This is a genomic window from Arthrobacter sp. B0316-1-20, assembly GCF_059091865.1.
In genome coordinates, this window is record NZ_JBNHHC010000001.1 from 68,371 (window position 1) to 92,962 (window position 24,592).

Consider the following 24,592-nt stretch of genomic DNA (forward strand, 5'->3'; position numbering starts at 1 on the left):
GTGGACCTGTATGAATACCAGGCGCGCGATCTCTTCGAGGCACACGGAGTACCCGTGCTGGCTGGAATCGTTGCGTACACCCCAGAAGAAGCCAAGGCAGCTGCTGAGAAAATTGGCGGCGTAGTTGTCGTCAAGGCTCAGGTGAAGGTCGGAGGCCGCGGCAAGGCCGGTGGCGTCAAGGTCGCCAAGACCCCGGACGAGGCATTCGAATACGCCTCCAACATCCTCGGCATGGACATCAAGGGCCACACGGTCAAGAAGGTCATGATCGCGCAGGGCGCCGACATCGCCGAGGAGTACTACTTCTCCGTGCTGCTGGACCGCGCCAACCGCAACTACCTGGCCATGTGCTCGGTGGAGGGCGGCATGGAGATCGAGCAGCTGGCCGTGGAGCGCCCGGACGCCCTGGCCAAGGTTGCCATCGACCCGGCAGTGGGCATCGACCAGGCCAAGGCCGACGAAATCGTTGCCGAGGCCGGCTTCGCCGAAGACCTTCGCCCCAAGGTCGCCGAGGTCATCGTCAAGCTCTGGGACGTGTTCATCAAGGAAGACGCCACCCTGGTGGAGGTCAACCCGCTGGTCAAGACCGGCGCCGGCGACATCGTCGCCCTGGACGGCAAGGTCTCGCTGGACGAGAACGCCTCCTTCCGTCAGCCCGGACACGAGGAGCTCGAGGACAAGGACGCCGCGGATCCGCTCGAGGCCAAGGCCAAGGAACTGGACCTGAACTACGTCAAGCTCGACGGACAGGTCGGCATCATCGGCAACGGCGCGGGCCTGGTCATGTCCACCCTGGATGTCGTCGCCTACGCCGGCGAGAAGCACGGCAACGTCAAGCCCGCCAACTTCCTGGACATCGGCGGCGGCGCCTCGGCCGAGGTCATGGCCGCCGGCCTGGACGTCATCCTTAACGACGAGCAGGTCAAGAGCGTGTTCGTGAACGTCTTCGGCGGCATCACCGCCTGCGACGCCGTGGCAAACGGCATCGTCAAGGCCCTGGAAATCCTGGGCGAGAAGGCCAGCAAGCCGCTGGTTGTCCGCCTCGACGGCAACAATGTCGACGAAGGCCGGCAGATCCTGCTCAACGCCAACCACCCGCTGGTCACCCTGGCCCTGACCATGGACCAGGGCGCCGACAAGGCCGCCGAGCTGGCCAACGCCTAAGGACCGAGGAACTAAAACATGTCTATCTTCATCAACAAGGACTCGAAGGTCATCGTCCAGGGCATCACCGGTGGCGAAGGCTCCAAGCACACGGCGCGCATGCTGCACGCCGGCACCAACATCGTTGGCGGCGTGAACGCGCGCAAGGCCGGCACCACCGTCACCCACGGCGAGAAGACCCTGCCGGTCTTCGGCACCGTCAAGGAAGCCGTCACCGAGACCGGCGCCGACGTCTCCATCGTCTTCGTCCCGCCGGCCTTCACCAAGGACGCCGTGGTCGAGGCCATCGAGGCCGAAATCGGCCTCGTCGTGGTGATCACCGAGGGCGTGCCGGTGCAGGACTCCGCCGAGTTCTGGGCGCTGGCACAGTCCAAGAAGGACTCCGACGGCAACCAGATCACCCGCATCATCGGCCCGAACTGCCCGGGCATCATCACGCCCGGCGAGTCGCTGGTGGGCATCACCCCGGCGAACATCACCGGCAAGGGCGGCGTGGGCCTGGTCTCCAAGTCCGGCACGCTGACCTACCAGATGATGTACGAACTGCGCGACCTCGGCTTCTCCACCGCCATCGGCATCGGCGGCGACCCGGTTATCGGCACCACCCACATCGACGCCCTGGCCGCGTTCGAGGCCGATCCGGAAACCAAGGCGATCGTGATGATCGGCGAAATCGGCGGCGACGCCGAGGAGCGCGCCGCCGAGTATATCAAGGCCAACGTCACCAAGCCGGTCGTCGGCTACGTGGCCGGCTTCACCGCGCCCGAGGGCAAGACCATGGGCCACGCCGGCGCCATCGTCTCCGGCTCCTCCGGCACGGCCCAGGCCAAGAAGGAGGCCCTCGAGGCCGCGGGCGTGAAGGTCGGCAAGACTCCGTCCGAGACCGCGCACCTGCTGCGCGAGGTCTACCCGGACCACGAGGCACCGTCCAGCCTCTAGGCCCTCCGCCTACGGCATCGAGGCCCGCCACCTGCACAAGGTGGCGGGCTTCGCCCGTTCCCGGCCGCCGCCGCGACGCGGTTAGGCTGGAAAGCACCACCACTGCACAGGAGGCTTCATGCGCGCTGCCATCATCCACGGACCGGGCGACATCCGGGTCGAGGAACGACCCGACCCGGAAATCCTTGCCCCCACCGACGCGATCGTGCGCGTGAGCGCCACCTGCGTCTGCGGCTCCGATCTGTGGCCCTACCGCGGCATCCGCGAGCCGGGCAGGCCGCATCCCATCGGCCACGAACTCATCGGCGTGGTCGAGGCCACCGGCGACGCCGTGCAGGCGCTGTCCGCCGGCGACTTCGTCATTGCCCCGTGGGCCATCAGCTGCGGCGCGTGTCCGCCCTGCCGCAACGGCGTGCAAACCTCCTGCGAACGCCGGGCCAGCTGGGGAGGCCGGGACGAGCACGGCCTGCCGGTCGACGGCGGGCAGGGCGAAGCGGTGCGGGTGCCCCACGCCGACGCCACTCTGGTTGCGGTGCCCGGCGTGACCGAACCGGGAGAGGAACTGGCGAAGAGCCTGCTCACGCTCTCCGACGTGATGGGGACCGGACACCACGCGGCCATCAGCGCCAAGGTCGGCCCGGGGCGCACCGTCGTCGTCGTGGGGGACGGCGCCGTCGGGCTGTGCGGAGTGCTGGCAGCCCGGCGGCTGGGCGCCGAGCGGATCATCGCGATGTCCCGCTACGACGACCGGGCGGCACTGGCGCGCGAATTCGGGGCAACCGACGTGGTGGCGGAACGCGGGAAGGCCGCCGCCGAAAAGGTCAAGGAGCTGCTCGGCGGCGTGCTGGCCGACTCCGTGCTCGAGTGCGTGGGCACGGCGGAGTCGATGGACCAGGCGTTGCGCTGCACCAGGCCCGGCGGTTCCGTCGGTTTCGTGGGGGTCCCCGCCGGCGGCGCCGAACTGCCCATCGGCGTGCTGTTCTCGAAGAATATTGCCGTAGCCGGCGGCGCCGCGCCCACCCGCCAATACCTTCCCGAACTCCTCGAGGACGTCTCGTCCGGGAAGATCAACCCCGGCAAGGTGTTCGACGCGGTCATGCCCCTCGACGACGCCGCGGAAGCCTACCGGGCCATGGACGAACGCCGCGCGATCAAGGTGATGCTGCGGCCCTAACCGCGGCCGGGCTTCCCGCCAGCGCGGGCCTAGCCGCGCAGGCGTTCCATGCCGGGGTCGAGCAGCGGCTCGGCGGCGACGGTGGCCGGGATGCGGCGGCCGAAGTATTCGATCTCGACGCCGTCTCCCTCCCCGATGTCCGCAGGGAGCCACGCGTACGCCACCGGCCGTCCCACCGTGTAGCCGAAGGCCGCGCTGGTCACGTAGCCGGACGGGACGTCGTCCACATACACGGGCTCCTTGCCCAGCACGACCGAGCGGCCGTCGTCGATGGTCAGGCAGCGCAGCCGGCGGGCCGCCGCGCCCGCGGCGGCCAGTGCGGCATCGCCGACGAATTCGCCCTTGTCCGCCTTGACCGCGAACCCGAGGCCCGCCTCCTCCGGCGTGTGCTCGGTGGTCATGTCGGTGCCCCAGAGCCGGTAGCCCTTTTCCAGCCGCAGGCTGTTGAACGCGGCCCGGCCGGCGGCGACGATCCCGTACTCCTGCCCGGCGTCGAACAGCGCGTCCCAGAGCCTGAGCCCCTGGTCGGCCGTGGTGTACAGCTCCCAGCCCAGCTCGCCCACATAGGAGAGCCGCATCGCGGTGACGGAGAGGCCGGCAATGCGCACCCGGGCCGTGCGGAAGTACTTGAGCGAGTCGTTGCTGAAGTCGTCGCTGCTGACCTTGGCCATCACGCCGCGCGCAAAGGGCCCCCAGAGCCCGATGCAGCAGGTGCCGGCGGTGATGTCCTCGACCCGGACCCACTGGGCCGGGTCGGCCTGCGATTGCGCGGCCGCCTCGCCGCGCAGGTACTCGTAGTCGGCGTTGTTGTTGATTCCGGCCTGGAACCGCTCCGGCGCCAGCCGGGCCACCGTGATGTCGCTGCGGATGCCGCCACCCGAATCCAGCAACAGGCAGTAAGTCACCGCCCCGGGTTTCTTGTTGAGCTGCCCGGTGCCCAGCCGCTGCAGCAGGGCCAGGGCGCCCGGCCCGGACACCTCCACCCGCTTCAGCGGCGTCATGTCGTACATGGCGACGGCGGTGCGCGTCTTCCACGCTTCGGCCGCGGTGATGGGGGAGTGGTAGCGGGCGGCCCAGGCCTCGCGCTCCGGTTCCCGCCAGTCCTGCGGCAGCGCCGCCAGCAGGGCCGCGTTGGCCTCGTACCAGTGCGGGCGCTCCCAGCCGCCGGATTCCAGGAAGACCGCGCCGAGCTCTTGCTGGCGGCCGAAGAAGGGGCTGGTGCGCAGGTTCCGCGGGGATTCGCGCGGTTGCAGCGGGTGCAGCACGTCGTAGATCTCCACGAAGTTCTGCTGCGACGTCTCGCTGATGTATTCCGGGGCCAGCTGCACGTCTTCGAACCGGCGCACATCGCCTTCGTGCAGGTCCGTCTGCGACCGCCCGTCCACCAGCAGCTCTGCAACCGCCTTGGCCACTCCCGCCGAATGGGTGACCCACACGGCTTCGGCCAGATAGAAGCCGGCGACGTCCGGCGACTCCCCGATCACCGGGGCGCCGTCGGGGGTGAAGGAAAAAACGCCGTTGAAGCCGTCGGTGATGCCCGCGCCGCGGAGGGCCGGCAGCAGCCGCTGGCTTTCCCGCCAGGACGGTTCGAAGTCCGCCGGCGTGAAGCCCAGTCGCGAGGGCATGCGGTCGTCGGAGACGTCCGCCGGCGCGATAGCCGGCAGCCCGTCCAGGTCCACCGGCATGGGCCGGTGCGCGTAGGAACCGATGCCCAGCCGGTCGCCGTGCTCGCGGAAGTACAGGTCCGCGTCCTGGTGACGCAGGATCGGCAACCGGGCGCCGTTGGGCAGTTCGTTCCGGCCGGCCAGCACCGGCAGCGCCGAGGTCTTGACGTACTGGTGCGCCAGCGGAAGCAGCGGCACCGTCATGCCGACCATGGCGCCGATCTTCGGCCCCCAGAACCCGGCACAGCAGACCACGACGTCGGCGGGCACCCTCCCGGTGTCGGTCTCCACCGCGGTGACCCGCCCGCCGTCGTGCTCAATGCCCGTCACGGTGGTGGAACCGCGGAACTCGACGCCGGCGGCGGAGGCGCGGGCGATCAGCAGCCGGACGGCGCGGGCCGCGAGGGCCAGCCCGTCGGAGGGAATGTGCAGGCCGCCCAGCACGTTGCCGGCCGGCAGCAGCGGATGGTGCTTTTCGCATTCATCCGGATCGATCAGCCGGGCCTCCACGCCCCAGGAGGCGGCGAAGCCGGCCCTGCGCTTGAGCTCTTCGAACCGCGCGGGCGTGGTGGCCACCTCCAGCCCGCCCACCTGGTTGAAGCAGGAGCTGCCGTCGGCCGTGAGCGAGCGCATCTTGCCCACGGTGTAACGGGCGAATTCGGTCATGGTCTTGGACGGATTGGTTTGGAACACCAGCCCGGGCGCGTGCGAACTCGACCCGCCGGCCAGATGCAGCGGGCCCTGCTCCAGGACGGTCACGTTCGTCCGGCCGCGGGCGGCCAGTTCGTCCGCGAGATTGGCTCCGACGATCCCTGCTCCGATGATGACGATGCGCGGGGAAGTGCTCATGCGGTAATGCTCCTTCAGGTAGCAGGGCGGGGCAAGAGATGCGGGGCCATGCGTTATAAATGTGGGGCCATGCGTTGTGGGGCGGTGAGTTTGGGGTTGGGCGGGCGGCCGGTTGCCCGGGCCGCCCGCCGCTGGGCGGCCTAGGCTGGCGGTGGAGCAGCTGCCGGGCACTTCCCTTCGGGACAGGTGTCGTCGCATTCGTGTTTGGTGACCAGGTCGAACCTGCTGCCGCCGTGCTGGCCCACCCCGGATCGGATGGCACGTTCCACGACGGAGTCGGCCAGCCGGCGGCGCAGCGCCAGCGGATCACGGCGCAGGTCCTTGGCCAGCGCAATGCACATCAGCAGCATCACCAGGACGAACGGCAGCGCGACCACGATGGTGATGTTCTTGAGCCCGTTCAGGGCCTCGGCCGGCTGGTCCCCGCCGGCCAGCAGCATCACCGCGGCGACTCCGCCGGTCAGCGCGCCCCAGAAGATCACGACGCCGCGGGAGGGCTCTTCGGCCCCGTTGGAACTGAGGGAAGCCATCACCAGCGAGGCCGAATCGGCGCCCGTGACGAAGAAGATCCCCACCAGCACCATCGCCAGGATCGCCACCGCGCCGGCCAGGATGTTCGGCAACGGCAGGTTTTGCAGCAGATCGAAGAGGGCGCCGTCGAAGGAGATGGTCGCTTCGCCGTCGACCATGTCGACCAGCCCGTCGCCGGTACCCGGTGTGGCGTCTGCCGCGGCCTGCACGCCGAAGCTGGCACCGCCGAAGATCGCGAACCAGGCGACGCTCACAATGCTTGGCACCAGCAGCACGCCGGTGACGAACTGGCGGATGGTGCGGCCGCGGCTGATCCGGGCAATGAACATGCCGACGAACGGTGTCCAGGACACCCACCAGGCCCAGTAGAAGACCGTCCAGCCGGACATCCAGCTGCGCAGCGCCTCGTCGCCCACCGCTTCGGTGCGGGAGGCCATCTCGGCCAGGTCGCGGGCGTAATCCCCGACGGCGGCCGGCACCAGGTTCAGGATGAACAGCGTGGGGCCGGCAAGGAACACGATCAGCGCCAGAAGAACGGCCAGCACCATGTTGATGTTGGCCAGCCACTGAATGCCGCGGCGGATTCCGGAGACGGCCGAGGCGATGAAGCAGGCCGTGAGCACGGCGATGATGACCACGAGCACGCCGGTGGCCAGCTCGCCCACCCACCCGTTGAACGCCAAGCCGCTGCCGATTTGCAGGGCGCCGAGGCCGAGCGACGCGGCCGTGCCGAAGAGGGTGGCGAAGATGGCCAGGATGTTGATGAACTTCCCGGCCGGTCCCTCCACCGTCTTGCTGCCGAATAGGGAGGTGAAGATTGCCGAGATCAGCTGTTTGCGGCCCAGCCGGTAGGTGCCGTAGGCCATGGCGATGCCGACGACGGCGTACATCGCCCACGGGTGCAGCGTCCAGTGGAACAGCGAGGTTGCCATCGCCGTCTGGATTGCCTCCGGCGTCTGCCCGTCCACGGTGCCGGGCGGCGGGGCGATGTAGTGGTACATCGGTTCTGCCACGCCGTAGAACATCAGGCCGATGCCCATGCCGGCGGCGAACATCATGGAGATCCAGGAGATGGTGCGGAACTCCGGCTTTTCGCCGTCCTTGGACAGCGGGATGTTGCCGAACCGGCCGATCGCCAGCCACAGCACGAAAACCACGAAGAGCGAGGCCAGCAGGATGAAGAGCCAACCGGTATTCTCCATCACCCAGTTCAGTACGGTGACCGAGGTGGTGCCGAGATGCTCGGTGGCCAGGAAACCCCAGGCCACGAAAGCGACGGCGAGGGCGCCGGCCACGGCGAAGACTGTCTTGTCCAAGCCTCCGCTCGTCCGCTGGCGGCCCGCCAGCGCCTGCTCGTTCTCGCTCTCCCGAAGCTCGGCCAGGATCCGGGCGTCCTCCTCGGTGCCCGCTTGATCCGGCGGCGCATTGGCCGGTCTGTCGGAGGGCTCCTGGGCCAGCACCCGCTGCACCTCGTGGTCGGGTGGGCCATCATCAACTGCAAGATCGTTGTTCACTGACATCTGGTTCCTTTGGTGGATGACGAAGGCCCGGCTACACGAACCCGTCGACCTGCAGGCCGGGCGGGAGATTCGGGGCCTCTTCTGATTCCTGGACCATGATGATGCCGTCCACGACGGAGACACCGTGGACGCGGACCGGGAGTTTTGCCGGCGGCGCGTCAACGACGCCGGTACGCAGATTGAACTTCGACGCGTGCAGTGGGCACTCGACTTCGCAGCCCTCTACCCAGCCGTCCGCCAGCGAGGCGTCCTGGTGGGTGCACGTGTCGTCAATGGCAAAGAGCTCGCCCTCTTCCGTGTGGAAGACGGCGATGGGAGGCGAAGTGTCAAGCCGGATGGCGTCGCCGGGGGTTAGCTGGCTTAAGGGGCAGGCCTGATGCATGGGGGCGCCTTCTTTCGCAACGACACAGCGTGCCAAGTTCCGTCGTGAACAACGGCGTTCACGATAGGCAACAGTGTGCCGGGTCACATTCCGTTGTCAAGGGTTTGGAGAAATTCTTTTCTGCGGGTCCTTACCCCTTGACACACGCGGAATCCGTCTTCACGCTGTTTCACATAGCGCGTCGTGTTGCGTCAGGCGCTGCTTTTTCGGAAAACGTGGACCCTCATGCTGTGAAAGGCCCTATCCATGCAGACCCTTGTTGTCATCGGAGCTTCGCTGTCCGGGCTTTCTGCGGCCCGGGCGGCACGGAACCAAGGTTTTGCCGGCCGCCTGATCGTCGTTGGAGCGGAAGTGCATCCGCCCTACGACCGTCCGCCGCTGTCCAAGGACTTCCTGGCGGGCCGGGTCTCGGAGGCGGACCTGGCATTAGTCGACGGGGACGACGAGTTGGCCGCGGAATGGATTTTGGGTGTGACGGCCATAGGCCTCGACCCGGAGTCGATGACCGTGTCGCTCAGCGACGGACGGAGCCTCGCCGCGGACGGACTGGTCCTGGCCACCGGGTCCTCCGCCCGGGTACTCCCCGAAGTCGATGGCTGCGCGAACGTTTTCACCCTCCGCACGTTGGACGATGCCCGTGCGCTCCGCGGTCATCTGCTTCCCGGCCGGAAAATGGTGGTGATCGGGGCAGGCTTCATCGGCGCCGAGACCGCTTCGACCGCCCGTGACGCGGGCCTCGACGTCACCGTGGTGGAGCGGTCTCCTGCCCCACTGTCCGGCGCCCTGGGCGTCGAGATGGGTGCGGCCGTCGCCGGGCTGCACTTGGCCGGCGGGGTGGAGATGCTGTGCGGCACATCTGTCCGGTCCTTCCGTACCAGCGGCGGAAACGTCAGCCACGTGGTGCTCGACGACGGGCGGGAACTTCCCGCCGACATCGTCTTGGTGGGCATCGGCGGGCAACCGAACACCGACTGGATGCTCGGCTCCGGAATAGAGTTGGGCAACGGCGTGCTCTGCGACTCGGCGGGCCGCACCAGCGTCTCCTCGGTGGTGGCCGTCGGGGACTGCGCGGCCTGGTGGGACCCGCGGGCAGGGGCGCACCAGCGGGTTGAGCACTGGACCGGGGCCTTGGAGCAACCTGCCGTTGCAGTGGCAGCGCTGTTGCAGGACACCGCGACCCTGCCGCCGGTCAATCCGCCCTATTTCTGGTCCGACCAATACGGCTCGCGCATTCAGTTTGCCGGCCACGTGCACGGCCACGACCGGGTTGAAATTGAACACGGCTGCCTCGAAGACAACAGCTTCCTCGCCGTCTACTATGCCGGAGCCGACCCCGTTGCCGTGCTGGGTGTCAACCAGGTCCGCCAGTTCACCAGGTGGCGCAAATTCCTCAACCGGGAAGCCGAACGGCACCTGGGCGTACTTTCAGCCGAATTCGCCGCCGCATCCTGAGCAACGCACCCATTCTCCCGCTGCCAGTTCTGTTCAAAGGAGTTCGCATGACCGCCGAAATGGTTTCGGATAGCCTGATCGCCACCCTGCCCGGCCATACCTATGTTGACGACGACGTCTTTCGGGCCGAGCAGGAACGCATCTTCGAGCAGATGTGGTTCTGTGCGGTCAGGTCCGCCGACCTTGACAAAGCCGGCGCCTATCGGACGGTGCAGGTTGGCCGCGAATCGGTCATCGTGACCCGCAACCGCAAAGGCACCGTCCGTGCGTACTACAACATCTGCCGGCACCGCGGCGTCAAACTTTGCATGGAAGAGAGCGGTGAGGCGGGACGTTCGTTCCAATGTCCCTACCACGCCTGGACATACGACTTCGATGGCAAGCTCATCGCGGCGCCCAATCTCACCAAGATGCCCGATATCGACCGGCAAAAGTACGGGTTGGTGGATGTTCCGGTGCGCGAATACCTGGGTTACGTGTGGTTGTGCCTCGCGGAGGAACCGCCGTCGTTCGACGACGACGTGGTGGGGGCGATCGAAGAGCGCCTGGGCGACGCCGGCGCGATCGACGGCTACGACATCGCCAACCTCAGCCTGGGCCGGCGGATCAGGTACGACGTGAAGGCCAACTGGAAGCTGATTATCGAGAACTTCATGGAGTGCTATCACTGCGCGACCATCCATCCGGAGCTGACGGAAGTGCTGCCGGAGTTCGCCGATGGACTGGCCGCGCAGTATTTTGTGGGCCACGGCGCCGAATTCGGCGAGGACGTCAAGGGCTTCACGGTGGACGGGTCGGAAGGCCTGGAACGGATTCCGGGCATCGCCGACGACCAAGACCGGCGCTATTACGCCGTCACGATCAGACCCACGGTCTTCCTGAACCTGGTGCCGGACCACGTGATCATCCACCGGATGTTTCCGTTGGCCGCGGACCGGACAGTGGTGGAGTGCGACTGGCTGTACATGCCCGGCGTGGTGGAAGCCGGAAAGGACCTCACGGCCTCCGTCGAGCTCTTTCACCGGGTGAACCAGCAGGACTTCGACGCGTGCGAACGCTGCCAGCCGGCGATGGGCTCCAAGATCTACGCCAACGGCGGCGTGCTGGTTCCCAGCGAACACCACATCAGCGCGTTCCACGAGTGGGTCACGGCCCGACTGGCCGGAGAGCCCGCCGCCGCCGTCGTCAAATGACAGCCGGGCGCCGGCGTCGTCATTGGGTAGCCGGCGGCGGTCAGCTGTCCCGGGAGTAGCCCATCCGGGCGCTGATGTCCTGCCCGGCCTGCTTGATGTCCTCGACCAGCCCGTCAATCTGCTCGGGCTTGAACCGGAAGGCCGGGCCCGAAATGCTGACGGATCCGATAACGGTTCCCAGGTGGTCCCATACCGGAACAGCAATGGAATTCAGGCCGATCTCGAATTCTTCCTTGACGACGGCGTAGCCCTGGGCGGAGACCTGGAGCAGCTCCTTTTCCAGTTTCTGCCGGGAGGTGATCGTGTTCGCGGTCTGCGCCGGCAACCGGGTTTGCTTCACGATCTTGAGCCGGTCTTCGGAGGTGAGCCCCGCCAGCAGGACCTTACCGCTGGACGTGGCGTGGAGGGGCGTCAGACTGCCGATCCAGTCGGACATCGCCAGAGTGGAGGTGCCCCGCGCCTGGTCCACGTTGACGGCATAGTTGGAACGCAGGACTGCCAGGTTCACGGTCTCCTTGTACTGTTCCGCCAGTCGTTCCAGCACGGGCCGTGCCTCGCGCACCAGGCTCAGGTTCCCCGGGATCGAGTTCGCGAGCCGCAGGATGCTAAAGCCGAGCTGGTATTTGCCGCGCTCGCTGTTCTGCTGCACCATGCCGCGCTGGTCCAAGGACGCCAGCAGCCGCGACGCGGTGGACTTGTGCACGCCCATTTCCTCGGCGATGTCGCTGACGCCGGCGGCGCCACGGCGCGCCAGGATCTCGAGCACGGTGATGGCGCGGTCCACAGACTGCACACCGCGGTTCAGGTTCTCAGGCGACGCCTCGTCGTCGAACTCTTCAGGATCGGCCATAGGACCATAATCTCATTGCGGCAGGGCGCGGTGGGCCCGCACGGCGAAGCTGGTCCTACAGTGCCGCGACGGATTCAGGGTCGGCGGCGCGTGCCTGCGCCACGGTAGGGGAGAATTCGCGGGACAGGGCGGCAGCCATGCCGGCCGATGCCCGCTCGAGGAGGATTTTGCCCTTGCCGGCGGTCGCCTCGGCCGCGGAGGAAAGGCAGCCGGAGGCCGGTGTCAGTTCGGGGTTGACGGGCAGGACATCGTAGTTCGGCAGGACGGCGGGGGGAGCGTCGACGACCTTGTCCATGCGGACGCGCTCCGGGTAGAGGTGCAGCATGAGCGAGGTTTCCAGCACGCCGCCATGCTCCAGGTCCCAGCCGGTGAAGCCATCCGGGTACAGCTCGGTGATGGTCCGCTCGTCAACGAAGTCCCAGTAGGAGAGCAGCACTACCTTGACGTCCTGGACGCCGCTTTGGTGCAGTTCGCGGAGCGCCAGGTCGACGCCTTCGTACAGGAACTGGTAGTTCTCGAAATGGCCGTTGATGAAGGCAATGTTCCGGGCACCGTGCCGGGCAAATTCCAGGGTGAGCGTCTTGGCGATGGAAATGACCGTCGCGGCGTCGAGGCTGGTGGTGCCGGGGAGGTGGTTGCCGCCCCCGGAGCGTTGCTGGGACTTGTACCCGTAGACGACGGGAGCGGCGACAACACCACCGATGGATGACGCCGTCGCACCGGCCAACGCCGTAGACAGGAGAACATCCACGTTGAGCGGCATATGCGGCCCGTGCTGCTCAATGGAGCCGACCGGGATCAGCACGACGGCGTTGTCGTCGGCGATGCGTTCCCGATAGGTAAAGGCGTCGAGTTCTTCCATGTACACGCTGGCAGGCATGCTTGCTCCAAACGATCGTTGTGCGGCTCATTCGCGATGGGCGGTGGATTGCAGGTGGTGCTGCCGGGGCGGGACCAAACGGCCCCGCCCCGGCAGGTCGGGTCAGGCCTGGATGATGTTGTTCTCGGGGCCGAAACCGAACTTAGTGATGTTTTCCACGCTGTCTTCGCCGATGACGAGGATGTCGTGTTCGCGGTAGCCGCCGGCACCGGGTTCGCCGTCGGCGACGGTGATCATCGGCTCCATGGAAACGACCATGCCCGGTTCCAGGACGGTGTCGATGTCCTCGCGCAGTTCCAGGCCTGCCTCGCGTCCGTAGTAATGCGAGAGGACGCCGAACGAGTGGCCGTACCCGAACGTGCGGTTCGCCAGCAGCCCGTGGCCGATGTAGATCTCGTTCAGCTCGGCGGCGATGTCCTTGCAGACGGCGCCGGGCTTGATCAGTTCCAGCCCGCGGCGGTGCACCTCTACGTTGATGTTCCACAGCTCGAGCGAGCGTTCGTCCGGCTCGCCCAGGAACAGGGTCCGTTCCAGCGCGGTGTAGTAACCGGAGGTCATCGGGAAGCAGTTCAGGGACAGGATGTCCCCGCGCTGCAGCTTGCGGGTGGTGGCCCAGTTGTGCGCACCGTCGGTGTTGATGCCGGACTGGAACCAGACCCAGGTGTCACGGACTTCGCGGTGCGGGAAGGTGCGGGCAATCTCGTGGACCATGGCCTCGGTGCCGATCAGTGCCACTTCGTACTCGCTGATGCCTTCCCGGATGGCCGCCTTGATGGCCTCGCCGCCCAGGTCGCCGATCCGTGCACCGTGCTTGATGACCTCGATTTCCTCGGCCGACTTAATCATCCGCTGGCGCATCGCGTCCTGCGAGACGTCGAGCAGTTCGGCGCCGTCGAAGGCGGCCTGGATACGCTGGCGGGTCATCAGCGGCAGGGCATCGTCTTCGACACCGAGGCGGCGTGCGCTGACGCCGCGCTGGCGCAGGGCTTCCTGGAGTCCGAAGTAGAAGTTGTCGCGCTTCCAGTCCGTATAGACGATGTTCTCGCCGTAGCTGGTGCGCCATGGCATTCCGGCGTCGATGTTGGCGGTGACCGTGACCGAGTCGTCTGCGGTGACGACCAGGGCGTAGTTGCGGCCAAACGTCGTGTACAGGAAGTCCGAATAGTACTTGATGCCGTGGTAGCTGGTCAGGATGACCGCGTCGAGCTCCTTGGCGGCCATAATCTGCCGCAGCCCGGCCAGGCGGCGTTCGAATTCCGCATCGGAGAAGGTCAGCTGCTGCTTCTCACCGTTGTGCAGGACCTTCAGGCGCTCGAGCTCGGACACGCTGTTGGCGGAGGGGGAGGCGGGGGCGATGGTCATTGGATCTCCTTCGTGGTGTTTCTGTGTGCGGGAAAGGTGGCTTTGAGGTTGGTGCGGCCACGCATGTTGATGCGTCGGTCCGCCGGCTAGGCCGTGGGTGCGGGGGTGCGGTCCTCCGGGGCATCGGGGGCCTCCGGTGCCAGCGCGGCAACGGAGCCTGCGGGATGGTCGGCCTCGACCAACGCTGTTTCGCAGTCGCCGTGGTCCTTCAGGAATTCCTCGTCGGAGCTGTCCTGCTTCAAGCCGAGCGGAATGCCGGCGGCAATCCGAGAACGGAACCGGGAGTATCCGAGCAGGAAGTACACCGTGGCCGAGGTGATGGTCCCGCCCAGCCAGGAGAAATCGATGCCTCCGACAGCGGTCGCGATGGGTCCCTGGAGGACCGGAACCGAGCCGTACATGCACATCCAGGTCATGAAAATGCCGGCGAAGAAGGCGATGAAAGCCGCCGGGTTGAAGGCCTTGAGCTGGGTGTCGGACGGCGAGCGGAAGAGGTAGCTGAAGTTCTTATGGTGGCGCTCAAAGACGAAGTAATGAACGGCCATGATCCCGCCCCAGGTCGCGACCCACGCTGCGATCGCGATGATCCAGTTGTGCAGCATGTGGGCAAAGTCGGTCGCGAACATGAAACCGATGACCGCCGCCATTGCCAGGCCGCCGACGACGATGGACAGCTTCTTGCGGGAGATTTGGATGTCCAGGGCCTGCGTGGCGACACCGAACGTGTACATATTGATGATGTTGGTTGCGATGGGTCCGTGGATGACCAGCAGGATCACCGGAATGGCGAACGCTCCGTAGCTTTCCACGATCAGCTGGCCGGGATCGGCCGTGCCGTTCTTTGTCGCCAGGCTGGCGCCCAGGACGCCGAGCCAGACCACCGGGAGGAACTGCCCGAGGACGCTGACCACATAGAGCTTTGCGGGCCGGATCTTCTTGCTCACGAAGCGGGAGTAGTCGGGAGCGTAGGTGAACCAGCCGATGCCCCAGCCGATGCCGATGGCGGTCATGATCGAGGACATGGCAGCTATCCGCGGCATGCCAGTGAGAACCTCGCCCACGGGTCCCTGGTAGCTCCAGTCGATGTCCAGCTGCGTCCAGGCCACGATCGACATGGCAATGAGGACCAGGACGGTGGGCGGCATGGTGATCCGCTCGAAGCGGGAAATGGCGCGGTAGCCGCGGTAGCAAATGGCCACCTGGATCGACATGATGACGGCAGCCGTGCCGATGCGCCACCCCAAGTTGGTGGCCGCAGGATCAACCCAGCCGATCATTCCGAACAGCGCCATGATCAGGTCCAGGATGACCCACGTGTTGACGGCGGACCATCCGATGGCGATCACGGCCTGGATGGCTGCGGGTAGGTAGGCGCCCCTGCGGCCGAACGCTCCGCGGGCCAGCAACATGCCGGTAGCTCCGGTGCGCTGCCCGAGGATTACGAAGAAGCCGAAGCCAAGCATGCCGATGACGTTGCCGGCAATGAGCACGGTGAGGGTATCGGCAAGGCTCAATCCGAGGTGGATGCCCAGGGCACCCAGGATCCAGTTGATCGGGGCGACGTTTGCGCCTGCCCAGATCCAGAACTGGCCGGACAGCTTGGTGGTACGGGCCGATTCGGGAACCGGCTGCAGGATGTCTTCTACGTGTTGGGTGGCCTGTTCGGATTTCGTGGCGGATCTCTGGCTCATGGCGGGTCTCCTGACGATTTGCAACGCGAGGCGGAGCAGGACTTCACCCAGACTAGGAGGTGATGCAGCTCACAGCGTATAGTCGGACCGTAACCACTTAGATGCACGGAGGGTGACGGACTGTCCCCCCTACACCGGTCGGGCTGCTCAGAGGCGGGATTATCCATGGTCGTGATGTTGTCGGATGTGCTTGGGCTTGAACTGATGCAGCGCGCCAGTCCGTTGGTTCGGGCCGGCAAAAGCCAGATTCCCGGCGGCAAGGTCAGATGGGTGCATTCGAGCGAAGTTTTGGAGATAGCGCCGCTGCTGCGCGGCCAGGAGCTGCTGCTGAGCGGCGGGGACGCCTTGTTAAACCTCCGGCCCGCCGCACAACACGAGTACATCCGCAGCCTGGCGGCCCGGCATGTGACGGCCTTGGCGATCCAAACCGCGGGCTCCGGCCGCTCCCTCTCGGCCGAGCTTGTGGAGGCAGCCGAAGAGGTTGGGCTGCCGCTGATCGAGCTGCGGCGCGTGGTCCCGTTCGTGGAGATCGCGGAAGAAGTCAACCGGAAAGTCGTGTCTGAACATGTCACGGCCCTGCAAACCGCCGATTCCATCTCGCAGCGCTTGGCGGAACACCTGGCTTCTTCCGGTCCGGCACTGAGCCCCCTGATCGAGATTGTCTCGCAGTCGCTGCGGATCGAGGCGGCGCTGCTGGACCCCAGCGGGACCGTCTTGGAGTTCGCCGGCGGCTTCCCGCCCGATCCCACCTCCGTGAATGTGGAATCGGACATTTTCGTTGGCAGCCTGGTGTCGGCGCGCCTGCGGCTACAAAGCCGCCGGGATGTTGCCCCGGAGCTGCTGAAGACGGTGGGAGAGCGGATCGGCGGCATTCTGGCGCTCGCCGTGTCGCAGCAGCACAGGCCGACGGCGCAGCAGATTGCCCACACCGCCCTGATGCGGGCCGTCATCAGCGGCGCCGGCGCCTCCCACATCCACGAGTTGTGCACCGCCGCGGGCCTCTCGACCGTACAACCGGCCTTCGTCATGGTGTTTCGCCGGATCGGGCTGACCAGCGTACGCGGAGTGGCGGAAAGGATCCTCAAAAACCGGTGTCCCGACGCCCGGACCTATCTGGACGGCGAGAGCCTGTGCGCCCTGGTCCAGCTCAGCATCAGCGGCACGCGCCAGGAGCGGCGGGAAATCCTGGCCGGATTGCGTGAGGACTTCCGCGGCCTGGCGGTGGCGGGTGCGATCGGGCCGACGGTTGCCACGCCGTTGCACGCCCACTCGTCCCTGGTCGAGGCCAGGCTGACCCAAGCGGTGGGGCCCCCGGACGACCTGGAAAGCAACATCCGCGACTGCGAGGACTTTGTCCTGGAGCGGCTGGCGGCCCGCGAGCTCTCCGGACCGGTCGCCGGACGAATCACCCAGGAACTGCTCGGCGAGCTGTTGGACTACGACCGGAAGCGGGGGACGCGGCTGCTGGACACCCTCGACGCCTGGCTCATGAGCGGCTGCAATTCCGCAGAGACTGCGCGGATCCTGTTCGTGGAACGCCAAACGCTGCATAAGCGGCTGCGCAAGATTTTCGACCTCATCGGCGAAGACCCCCGGGGCACGCCCAAGATGTCCGGGCTCAACCTGGCGGTCCGCCTGGCCAAGAACCCCTCGCCCGCCGAAATCGGCGGCTGAACGGTTCCGCCAAAGACACCTTCCCCGCGTTACAACACCGCGCGGATGGCCTTTTCGAAGCCGGTGATGTGCTCGAGGGCCAGGCCGGCAGCGTGGTCCGCGTCGCCGTCGACAATCGAGTCCAGCAGTTCCACGTGCTCGGTGATGTGGCCGGCGACGGACGGCACCTTATCCAGCACGAGGCACCAGATGCGGGTGGCCAGGTTGTCCAGCCTGATCAGGGTGTCCTCGAGGTAGGGATTGCCCGCGGCGCGATAGATGGCGCGGTGCACGCTGAGGTCGTAACGCATCAGGTCGTGTTTGGCGGGCCGGGCGTCGTCGAGCTTTCCGATGTCCCGCGCCAGCTGCGACAGTTCTGCGCGCATGGCCTCCCCGGCCGACTCCGCTGCCTTGCGGGCCGCCAGGGGTTCCAGCACGCGGCGCAGTTCCGACACGGCGGCCAGCTCGGTGATGTCCACGATGGTCGCGAAGGTCCCGCGGCGCGGATAGGAGATGACCAGGTGATCGATCTCCAGTTTCTTCAGGGCCTCGCGCACCGGGGTCCGGCCGAAGCCGAGTTCCGTCGCCAGTTGCCCGTCATTGATGGGCGCGCCGGGACGGATATCCAACATGATCAGCTTGTCCCGCAGCGCCCGGTAGGCCTGCTCGGCCAGTGACAGGTGCTCGGTCCCGGCATCGGTTTCCGCGGTGATGCTCATGATGCTCCTAATGGTCCGCTGACCTGGTCGGGGTCCTGCCGGCCGAAAATCAGATGCCGGAAGGAACCTCTTGACGGGGTGTGATCTCCCCCATACTATTGCAATCAGTTCTGATATATCAGTCACACATTAGTTGTGATTGATCACGTTCTTCGAAGGAGAAGTCGGATGGTGAACACGCTGACAACCGGATTGGCTGCGGCCGATCCCGAGGTGGCCGGTGCCATTGCGCGGGAGCTGGAACGCCAGCAGTCCACGCTGGAGATGATCGCGTCGGAAAACTTCGCCCCCACCGCGGTGATGGAGGCCCAGGGGTCGGTGCTGACGAACAAGTACGCCGAGGGCTACCCGGGCCGGCGCTACTACGGCGGCTGCGAGCACGTGGACGTGATCGAGCAGCTGGCCATCGACCGGGTCAAGGCACTGTTCGGCGCGGAAGCCGCCAACGTCCAGCCCCACTCGGGTGCCCAGGCCAACGCCGCGGCCATGTTCGCGCTGCTGACCCCGGGTGACACCATCCTTGGCCTGAACCTGGCACACGGCGGGCACCTGACCCACGGCATGAAGATCAACTTCTCCGGCAAGCTCTACAACGTCGTGCCCTACGGGGTCTCGGAGTCCGACCACCGGATCGACATGGCAGAGGTGGAGCGCCTCGCCGTCGAGCACAAGCCCAAGCTGATCGTGGCCGGCTGGTCCGCCTACACCCGCCAGCTGGACTTCGCGGAGTTCCGCCGCATCGCCGACAAGGTCGGCGCGTACCTGATGGTGGACATGGCGCACTTCGCCGGCCTGGTGGCCGCCGGACTGCACCCGAACCCGGTGCCGTACGCCGACGTCGTCACCACCACCACGCACAAGACGCTGGGCGGCCCGCGCGGTGGCGTGATCCTGTCCAGGCAGGAGCTTGCCAAAAAGATCAACTCCGCGGTGTTCCCCGGCCAGCAGGGCGGCCCGCTCGAACACGTGGTGGCCGCCAAGGCGGTGGCCTTTAAGTTTGCCGCCTCCGACGAGTTCGCGGACCGCCAGCAGCGGACCCTCGAGGGCTCGCGGCTGCTGGCCCAGCGGCTGCTGGCCGACGACGTGGCGGCCGCCGGCATCAGCCTGGTCAGCGGCGGCACCGACGTGCACCTGGTCCTGGTGGACCTGCGCAACTCGGAACTGGACGGCCAGCAGGCCGAGGACCGGCTGCACTCCATCGGCATCACCGTCAACCGCAACGCGGTCCCGTTCGATCCGCGCCCGCCGATGGTCTCCTCCGGCCTGCGGATCGGCACCCCTGCCTTGGCCACCCGCGGCTTCGGCGCCGCCGAATTCACCGAGGTGGCAGACATCATTGCCGCCGCGCTGACCCGTGCACCGGACGAGGAGCTGCTCACCGAGCTCCGCGGCCGCGTGGCCCTGCTGGCGGAGAAGTTCCCGCTCTACCCCAACCTGAACGCCGAGCCGAACGGAGCCAAATAATGGCCGATCTGCTGCCCGAGCACCCGGACTTCCTCTGGCGGAATCCGGAGCCGAAATCCTCATACGACGCCGTGATCGTCGGCGGCGGCGGCCACGGCCTGGCCACCGCCTACTACCTGGCCAAAAACCACGGCATGACCAACATCGCGGTGCTGGAACGCGGCTGGCTGGCCGGCGGCAACATGGCCCGCAACACCACGATCATCCGCTCCAACTACCTCTGGGACGAGAGCGCGGGAATCTACGAGCACTCGCTCAAACTCTGGGAGCAGCTGCCGGAGGAACTCGAATACGATTTCCTCTTCTCCCAGCGCGGCGTGATGAACCTGGCCCACACCCTGCAGGACGTGCGCGAGAGCATCCGCCGGGTGAACGCCAACCAGCTCAACGGCGTGGACGCCGAGTGGATCACCCCGGACCAGATCAGGGAACTGTGCCCCATCATCAACACCGGGGACGACATTCGCTACCCGGTGATGGGGGCGACCTACCAGCCCCGCGCCGGCATCGCCAAGCACGACCACGTGGCCTGGGCCTTCGCCCGCAAGTGCGACGAGATGGGCGTGGACATCATCCAAAACTGCGAGGTCACCGGATTCCTCAAGGACGGCGACCGGGTTGTCGGCGTCGAAACCAGCCGCGGCCGGATCAACGCCGGCAAGGTCGGCCTGGCCGGCGCGGGACACAGCTCGGTGCTCGCCGAACTGGCCGGCTTCGAGCTGCCCATCCAGTCGCACCCGCTGCAGGCGCTGGTCTCCGAGCTGCACGAGCCGGTCCACCCCACGGTGGTCATGTCCAACCACGTCCACGTCTACGTCTCCCAGGCACACAAGGGCGAACTGGTCATGGGCGCGGGCATCGACACCTACAACGGCTACGGCCAGCGCGGCGCCTTCCACGTCATCGAGGAACAGATGGCGGCCGCCGTCGAGCTCTTCCCGATCTTCGCCCGCGCCCACGTGCTGCGGACCTGGGGCGGCATCGTCGACACCACGATGGACGCCTCGCCGATCGTGTCCAAGACGCCGATCGACCAGCTCTACGTGAACTGCGGCTGGGGCACCGGCGGGTTCAAGGGAACGCCCGGCGCCGGCTACACCTTCGCTCACACCATCGCCACGGACGAACCGCACCCGCTGAACGCCCCGTTTGCCCTGGACCGGTTCGAGACCGGACACCTCATCGACGAACACGGCGCCGCCGCCGTGGCCCACTAGGAAGGAAGACCGAGATGCTTCTGATCGAATGCCCCTGGTGCGGGCCGCGCGACGAGACCGAATACCACTACGGCGGCCAGGCCCACGTCGCCTACCCGGCGGACCCGAACCAGCTGAGCGACGCGGAATGGGCGAAGTTCCTCTTCTACCGCGCCAACCCCAAGGGCCTGTTCGCCGAACGCTGGGTGCACAGCACCGGCTGCAGGCGCTGGTTCAACGCGGTGCGCGACACCGTCAGCTACGAATTCAAAGCCGTGTACAAGCCCGGCGAGAAACCACCGATCGAACTCGGCAGCCTCGCGGGTGCCAAGGCCCAGCCGGCCGAAGGAGGAGCGAAATGACCGCCACCGGCAACATCGCCAACCAGTCCCAGCGGCTTGCCGCCCCCGCCGCTGCCCGGATCGACCGAAACAAGCCGCTGAACTTCACGCTCGACGGCGACACCTACACCGGCTACGCCGGGGACACGCTGGCCTCCGCGCTGCTCGCGGCCGGGAAGGTCACGGTGGGCGACTCGCTCTATCTCGGCCGGCCGCGCGGCATCATGTCGGCCGGCGTGGAAGAGCCCAACGCACTGGTCAAGGTCAGTGCCCGCTACGCCGGGCACGTTGACGAGTCCATGCTGCCGGCGACGGCCCTGGAGCTGACGGACGGCATGGACGCCAGGCTGCTGAGCGGCCTGGGCCAGCTGGATCCGCGCACGGACGAGGCCGTCTACGACCGCAAGTACGTGCATACCGATGTGCTGGTGGTCGGCGCCGGCCCGGCCGGCCTGGCCGCGGCGCGAGAGGCAGCCAGGAGCGGTGCGCGCGTGATCCTGATGGACGAGCAGCTGGAGGCCGGCGGCTCCCTGCTGTCGGGCCGCGGCGAGACCATCGACGGCCTGCCCGCGCAGGAGTGGGTGGACCGGACCGCCGCCGAGTTGTCAGCTGCCGAAGAGCTCACCTACCTGGCCCGCACCACGGCATTCGGCAGCTACGACAGCAACTTCATCGTCGCCGTCCAGCGCCGCACCGACCATTTGGCCGGCGAGCTGGGAGCCGGCGTCTCCCGCGAGCGCATCTGGCACGTCCGCGCCAAGCAGGTGGTGCTCGCCACCGGTGCGCACGAACGTCCCATCGTCTTCGCGAACAACGACCGCCCCGGCATCATGCTGGCCTCCGCCGTCCGCAGCTACCTCAACCGGTACGCGGTGGCCGCCGGCAACCAGGTGGTCGTCGCCACCAACAACGACTCGGCGTACCAGCTGGTCGCCGACCTGTCCGCGGCCGGCATCACCGTCGCCGCCGTGGTGGAGGCTCGCACCGAGATCGGCGGCGACGCGGCCGAGACGGTCCGCGCGGCCGGCACCCGCCTGATCACGGGCAGTGCCGTGGTGGACACCGAAGGCCGGAACGACGGCGGACCGATCAGCGCCGTCGTCGTCAGCGGTCTGGATGACGAGGGGCAGCTGACCGGGGAACCGGAGACCATCGAGACGGACCTGCTGGCCGTCTCCGGCGGCTGGAGCCCGGTGGTGCACCTGCACAGCCAGCGCGAACGCCGCCTGTCCTGGAACGACGAGCTGGCGGCCTTCGTGCCCGGCCACGCGGTCAAGGACCAGCAGACCGCCGGCGCCTGCAACGGAACCCTGGATCTGGCCGGCAGCCTGCGGGAAGGCGCCGCCGCCGGCGCTGAAGCGGCCACCCGCGCCGGCTTCGGCGTGGACCCGCAGGTCCCCGCGGCCGCGGCCGAAACCGTCTCCCCGATCCGGCCGCTGTGGCTGGTTCCCGCCCTCGACGGCGAGGCCGCCGGCTGGAAGAACCACTTCGTGGACTTCCAACGCGACCAGACGGTCGCCGACGTGCTGCGTTCGACCGGGGCCGGAATGCGCAGCGTGGAGCATGTGAAGCGGTACACGTCGATCAGCACCGCCAACGACCAGGGCAAGACCTCCGGCGTCAACGCCATCGGCGTCATCGCCGCGGCGCTGAACAACCCGGACGTCGGCAGCATCGGCACCACCGCCTACCGCGCCCCCTATACGCCGGTGGCATTCGCCGCACTGGCGGGCCGGCAGCGCGGGGAGCTTTTCGACCCGGCGCGGCTGACCTCGATCCACCCCTGGCACGTCGCCCACGGCGCGCTCTTCGAGGACGTCGGGCAGTGGAAGCGCCCCTGGTACTTCCCGCAGCCGGGCGAGGACATGGACGCCGCGGTGCTGCGCGAATGCGCCGCCGTCCGCGAATCCGTCGGCTTCATGGACGCGACCACCCTGGGCAAGATCGAGATCCGCGGCAAGGACGCCGGCGAATTCCTGAACCGGATGTACACCAACGCGTTCAAGAAACTGAAGCCCGGCCTGGGCCGCTACGGGCTGATGTGCACCCCGGACGGGATGATCTTCGACGACGGCGTGACACTGCGCCTGGACGAGGACCGCTACTTCATGACGACCACCACCGGCGGCGCCGCCAAGGTGCTGGACTGGCTGGAGGAGTGGCTGCAGACCGAATGGCCGGAGCTGGACGTCGTGTGCAACTCGGTCACCGAGCAGTACACCACCGTCGCCGTCGTGGGCCCGAAGTCACGCGCGGTCATCGCCAAGATGGCGCCCGAGCTGGACCTGGACAACGACGCCTTCCCCTTCATGGCGTTCCGGGAGACCACGCTGGCCTCCGGCATCCCGGCCCGCATTTGCCGGATCTCTTTCTCCGGCGAGCTGGCGTTCGAGATCAACGTGTCCTCCTGGTACGGCCTGAAGGTCTGGGAAGACGTGGCCGAGGCCGGCGCGGAGTTCTCCATCACCCCGTACGGCACCGAGACCATGCACGTGCTGCGCGCCGAGAAGGGCTTCATCATCGTTGGCCAGGACACGGACGGCACGGTCACCCCGCAGGACGCTGGGATGGACTGGGTGGTCTCCAAGGCCAAGGACTTCGTGGGCAAGCGCTCCTACACCCGCGCCGACAACCTGCGCGAGGACCGCAAGCAGCTGGTCGGGGTGCTGCCAACGGACAAGTCGTTCCGGCTGCCGGAGGGCGCGCAGCTGGTCAACCAGGGCACCCGGATCGCTCCGGCCGAGGCCCCGGTGCCGATGGAGGGGCACGTGACCTCCAGTTACCACAGCGCCGCGCTGGGCCGCAGCTTCGGCCTGGCCCTGATCAAAAACGGCCGCAACCGCATCGGCGAGACGCTGCAGGCACCCGTCAACGGGCAGCTGGTGGACGTCGTCATCGCAGAACCCGTACTCTACGACCCCGAAGGGAGCCGTCGTGATGGCTGAACAGGTCTTGACCAACATCTCAGCACTGCGCCGCAGCCCGCTGGCGCACCTGACCGAGGCAATCAGCCAGGGCGCCGTGGCCGGCGAACGCGGCGTCAGCCTGCGTGAAATCCCGTTCCTGAACATGGTCGCACTGCGGGCCGAGCCCGGATCGGCCGGCGCCAAGGCGCTGGAGGCCGCCGCAGGGCTGCCGTTGCCGGCCGGCCACGGCCAGGTTTCCGGCGGCGCGGACTCGACCGCCATCCTGTGGCTGGGGCCGGACGAGTTCCTGCTGGTCCGGCCCGAAGGCACGGACGCCACGGCGGACCTGACCGCCGCGCTCGGCGGTGAGCCGGGCGCCGTCGTCGATCTGTCCGCCAACCGCACCACGCTGGAACTGTCCGGGCCCTCGGCCCGGCTGGTGCTGGAGAAGGGCTGCCACGCGGACCTGCACCCGCGGGTGTTCGGTCCGGGCACGGCGATCACCACCCAGCTGGGCCCGGTGCCGGTGCTGCTGTGGCAGACCGCGGAGCAGGACGGCGGCCAGGTCTACCGGATCATGCCGCGGGCCTCGTTCGCGGACTACACCGCGCGCTGGCTGCTGGACGCCATGACGGAGTTTGCCTCGCCCGAGGTGGACTGAG

At 67.3% G+C, this 24,592-nt stretch carries 19 protein-coding genes; 11 read left to right on the forward strand and 8 right to left on the reverse strand.

Annotated elements, in window-relative coordinates:
- From sucC to AC5RW2_RS00350, 3 genes are all read left to right on the forward strand, one after another.
- A complete protein-coding gene (gene sucC, locus AC5RW2_RS00340) occupies positions 1–1,164 on the forward strand; it encodes an ADP-forming succinate--CoA ligase subunit beta (protein WP_494073387.1) in 1,164 nt (387 codons plus the stop codon).
- Between the two features lie 18 nt (positions 1,165–1,182).
- On the forward strand, positions 1,183–2,103 hold the full coding sequence (gene sucD / locus AC5RW2_RS00345; protein WP_494001752.1) for a succinate--CoA ligase subunit alpha: 921 nt from the start codon (positions 1,183–1,185) through the stop codon (positions 2,101–2,103).
- A gap of 118 nt (positions 2,104–2,221) precedes the next feature.
- Entirely contained in the window at positions 2,222–3,277 is a 1,056-nt protein-coding gene (locus tag AC5RW2_RS00350; RefSeq protein WP_494073388.1) for a zinc-dependent alcohol dehydrogenase family protein, read from the forward strand.
- 29 nt (positions 3,278–3,306) lie between these two features.
- Here AC5RW2_RS00350 and AC5RW2_RS00355 read toward each other — a convergent pair whose 3' ends face one another.
- The 3 genes from AC5RW2_RS00355 to AC5RW2_RS00365 all read right to left on the reverse strand — a co-directional run bounded on the left by AC5RW2_RS00355 (position 3,307) and on the right by AC5RW2_RS00365 (position 8,223).
- Positions 3,307–5,790 carry a GcvT family protein gene (locus tag AC5RW2_RS00355; protein WP_494073389.1) on the reverse strand — a complete coding sequence of 828 codons (2,484 nt, stop codon included), beginning with the start codon at positions 5,788–5,790 and terminating at the stop codon, positions 3,307–3,309.
- 140 nt (positions 5,791–5,930) lie between these two features.
- Positions 5,931–7,841, reverse strand: coding sequence for a BCCT family transporter (locus AC5RW2_RS00360; protein WP_494073390.1), 1,911 nt, complete (start codon positions 7,839–7,841; stop codon positions 5,931–5,933).
- Positions 7,842–7,872: 31 nt separating this feature from the next.
- Positions 7,873–8,223: a bifunctional 3-phenylpropionate/cinnamic acid dioxygenase ferredoxin subunit gene (locus AC5RW2_RS00365; protein WP_494001748.1), complete on the reverse strand. Its 351-nt coding sequence runs from the start codon at positions 8,221–8,223 to the stop codon at positions 7,873–7,875.
- Positions 8,224–8,469: 246 nt separating this feature from the next.
- Between AC5RW2_RS00365 and AC5RW2_RS00370 the strand changes: the two genes are divergently transcribed.
- Complete coding sequence (locus AC5RW2_RS00370; RefSeq protein ID WP_494073391.1) at positions 8,470–9,675, forward strand: NAD(P)/FAD-dependent oxidoreductase; 1,206 nt, start codon at positions 8,470–8,472, stop codon at positions 9,673–9,675.
- 47 nt (positions 9,676–9,722) lie between these two features.
- Positions 9,723–10,868, forward strand: a complete 1,146-nt coding sequence (locus tag AC5RW2_RS00375) for an aromatic ring-hydroxylating oxygenase subunit alpha (protein ID WP_494014660.1) — start codon at positions 9,723–9,725, stop codon at positions 10,866–10,868.
- Between the two features lie 40 nt (positions 10,869–10,908).
- Here AC5RW2_RS00375 and AC5RW2_RS00380 read toward each other — a convergent pair whose 3' ends face one another.
- The 4 genes from AC5RW2_RS00380 to AC5RW2_RS00395 all read right to left on the reverse strand — a co-directional run bounded on the left by AC5RW2_RS00380 (position 10,909) and on the right by AC5RW2_RS00395 (position 15,651).
- On the reverse strand, positions 10,909–11,718 hold the full coding sequence (locus AC5RW2_RS00380) for an IclR family transcriptional regulator (RefSeq protein WP_494014659.1): 810 nt from the start codon (positions 11,716–11,718) through the stop codon (positions 10,909–10,911).
- A 55-nt stretch (positions 11,719–11,773) separates the two neighbouring features.
- Positions 11,774–12,598, reverse strand: a complete 825-nt coding sequence (locus tag AC5RW2_RS00385; protein ID WP_494014658.1) for a creatininase — start codon at positions 12,596–12,598, stop codon at positions 11,774–11,776.
- Between the two features lie 102 nt (positions 12,599–12,700).
- Positions 12,701–13,960 (reverse strand): M24 family metallopeptidase, encoded by a 1,260-nt coding sequence (locus AC5RW2_RS00390; RefSeq protein ID WP_494001743.1) that lies wholly within the window; start codon positions 13,958–13,960, stop codon positions 12,701–12,703.
- Positions 13,961–14,046: 86 nt separating this feature from the next.
- Positions 14,047–15,651, reverse strand: a complete 1,605-nt coding sequence (locus AC5RW2_RS00395; protein ID WP_494001742.1) for a purine-cytosine permease family protein — start codon at positions 15,649–15,651, stop codon at positions 14,047–14,049.
- 165 nt (positions 15,652–15,816) lie between these two features.
- On the opposite strand from AC5RW2_RS00395, the gene AC5RW2_RS00400 reads away from it, so the two are divergent.
- Complete coding sequence (locus AC5RW2_RS00400; protein ID WP_494023420.1) at positions 15,817–17,325, forward strand: PucR family transcriptional regulator; 1,509 nt, start codon at positions 15,817–15,819, stop codon at positions 17,323–17,325.
- A 29-nt stretch (positions 17,326–17,354) separates the two neighbouring features.
- On the opposite strand, the gene AC5RW2_RS00405 is transcribed toward AC5RW2_RS00400, so the two are convergent.
- A complete protein-coding gene (locus AC5RW2_RS00405; protein ID WP_494026275.1) occupies positions 17,355–18,023 on the reverse strand; it encodes a GntR family transcriptional regulator in 669 nt (222 codons plus the stop codon).
- 168 nt (positions 18,024–18,191) lie between these two features.
- On the opposite strand from AC5RW2_RS00405, the gene glyA reads away from it, so the two are divergent.
- The 5 genes from glyA to AC5RW2_RS00430 are packed head-to-tail and all read left to right on the forward strand — an operon-like array spanning position 18,192 to position 24,591.
- A complete protein-coding gene (gene glyA / locus AC5RW2_RS00410) occupies positions 18,192–19,487 on the forward strand; it encodes a serine hydroxymethyltransferase (RefSeq protein WP_494073392.1) in 1,296 nt (431 codons plus the stop codon).
- Positions 19,487–20,704, forward strand: coding sequence for a sarcosine oxidase subunit beta family protein (locus AC5RW2_RS00415; protein ID WP_494073393.1), 1,218 nt, complete (start codon positions 19,487–19,489; stop codon positions 20,702–20,704). Before glyA ends, AC5RW2_RS00415 begins: the two co-directional genes overlap by 1 nt.
- Before the next feature lie 14 nt (positions 20,705–20,718).
- Complete coding sequence (locus tag AC5RW2_RS00420; protein ID WP_494001737.1) at positions 20,719–21,045, forward strand: sarcosine oxidase subunit delta; 327 nt, start codon at positions 20,719–20,721, stop codon at positions 21,043–21,045.
- A gap of 14 nt (positions 21,046–21,059) precedes the next feature.
- Positions 21,060–23,969: a sarcosine oxidase subunit alpha family protein gene (locus AC5RW2_RS00425; protein WP_494073680.1), complete on the forward strand. Its 2,910-nt coding sequence runs from the start codon at positions 21,060–21,062 to the stop codon at positions 23,967–23,969.
- A complete protein-coding gene (locus tag AC5RW2_RS00430; protein ID WP_494073394.1) occupies positions 23,962–24,591 on the forward strand; it encodes a sarcosine oxidase subunit gamma in 630 nt (209 codons plus the stop codon). The genes AC5RW2_RS00425 and AC5RW2_RS00430 overlap by 8 nt, the downstream gene beginning before the upstream one ends.
- Position 24,592: the final 1 nt, after the last annotated feature.

Excerpts from the sequence above, each read along its gene's own strand:
- sucD (WP_494001752.1), top strand. The coding sequence starts at position 1,183 with ATGTCTATCTTCATCAACAAGGACTCGAAGGTCATCGTCCAGGGCATC.
- AC5RW2_RS00350 (WP_494073388.1), top strand. The coding sequence starts at position 2,222 with ATGCGCGCTGCCATCATCCACGGACCGGGCGACATCCGGGTCGAGGAA.
- AC5RW2_RS00355 (WP_494073389.1), bottom strand. The coding sequence starts at position 5,790 with ATGAGCACTTCCCCGCGCATCGTCATCATCGGAGCAGGGATCGTCGGA.
- AC5RW2_RS00360 (WP_494073390.1), bottom strand. The coding sequence starts at position 7,841 with ATGTCAGTGAACAACGATCTTGCAGTTGATGATGGCCCACCCGACCAC.
- AC5RW2_RS00365 (WP_494001748.1), bottom strand. The coding sequence starts at position 8,223 with ATGCATCAGGCCTGCCCCTTAAGCCAGCTAACCCCCGGCGACGCCATC.
- AC5RW2_RS00370 (WP_494073391.1), top strand. The coding sequence starts at position 8,470 with ATGCAGACCCTTGTTGTCATCGGAGCTTCGCTGTCCGGGCTTTCTGCG.
- AC5RW2_RS00375 (WP_494014660.1), top strand. The coding sequence starts at position 9,723 with ATGACCGCCGAAATGGTTTCGGATAGCCTGATCGCCACCCTGCCCGGC.
- AC5RW2_RS00380 (WP_494014659.1), bottom strand. The coding sequence starts at position 11,718 with ATGGCCGATCCTGAAGAGTTCGACGACGAGGCGTCGCCTGAGAACCTG.
- AC5RW2_RS00385 (WP_494014658.1), bottom strand. The coding sequence starts at position 12,598 with ATGCCTGCCAGCGTGTACATGGAAGAACTCGACGCCTTTACCTATCGG.
- AC5RW2_RS00390 (WP_494001743.1), bottom strand. The coding sequence starts at position 13,960 with ATGACCATCGCCCCCGCCTCCCCCTCCGCCAACAGCGTGTCCGAGCTC.
- AC5RW2_RS00395 (WP_494001742.1), bottom strand. The coding sequence starts at position 15,651 with ATGAGCCAGAGATCCGCCACGAAATCCGAACAGGCCACCCAACACGTA.
- AC5RW2_RS00400 (WP_494023420.1), top strand. The coding sequence starts at position 15,817 with ATGGTCGTGATGTTGTCGGATGTGCTTGGGCTTGAACTGATGCAGCGC.
- AC5RW2_RS00405 (WP_494026275.1), bottom strand. The coding sequence starts at position 18,023 with ATGAGCATCACCGCGGAAACCGATGCCGGGACCGAGCACCTGTCACTG.
- glyA (WP_494073392.1), top strand. The coding sequence starts at position 18,192 with ATGGTGAACACGCTGACAACCGGATTGGCTGCGGCCGATCCCGAGGTG.
- AC5RW2_RS00415 (WP_494073393.1), top strand. The coding sequence starts at position 19,487 with ATGGCCGATCTGCTGCCCGAGCACCCGGACTTCCTCTGGCGGAATCCG.
- AC5RW2_RS00420 (WP_494001737.1), top strand. The coding sequence starts at position 20,719 with ATGCTTCTGATCGAATGCCCCTGGTGCGGGCCGCGCGACGAGACCGAA.
- AC5RW2_RS00430 (WP_494073394.1), top strand. The coding sequence starts at position 23,962 with ATGGCTGAACAGGTCTTGACCAACATCTCAGCACTGCGCCGCAGCCCG.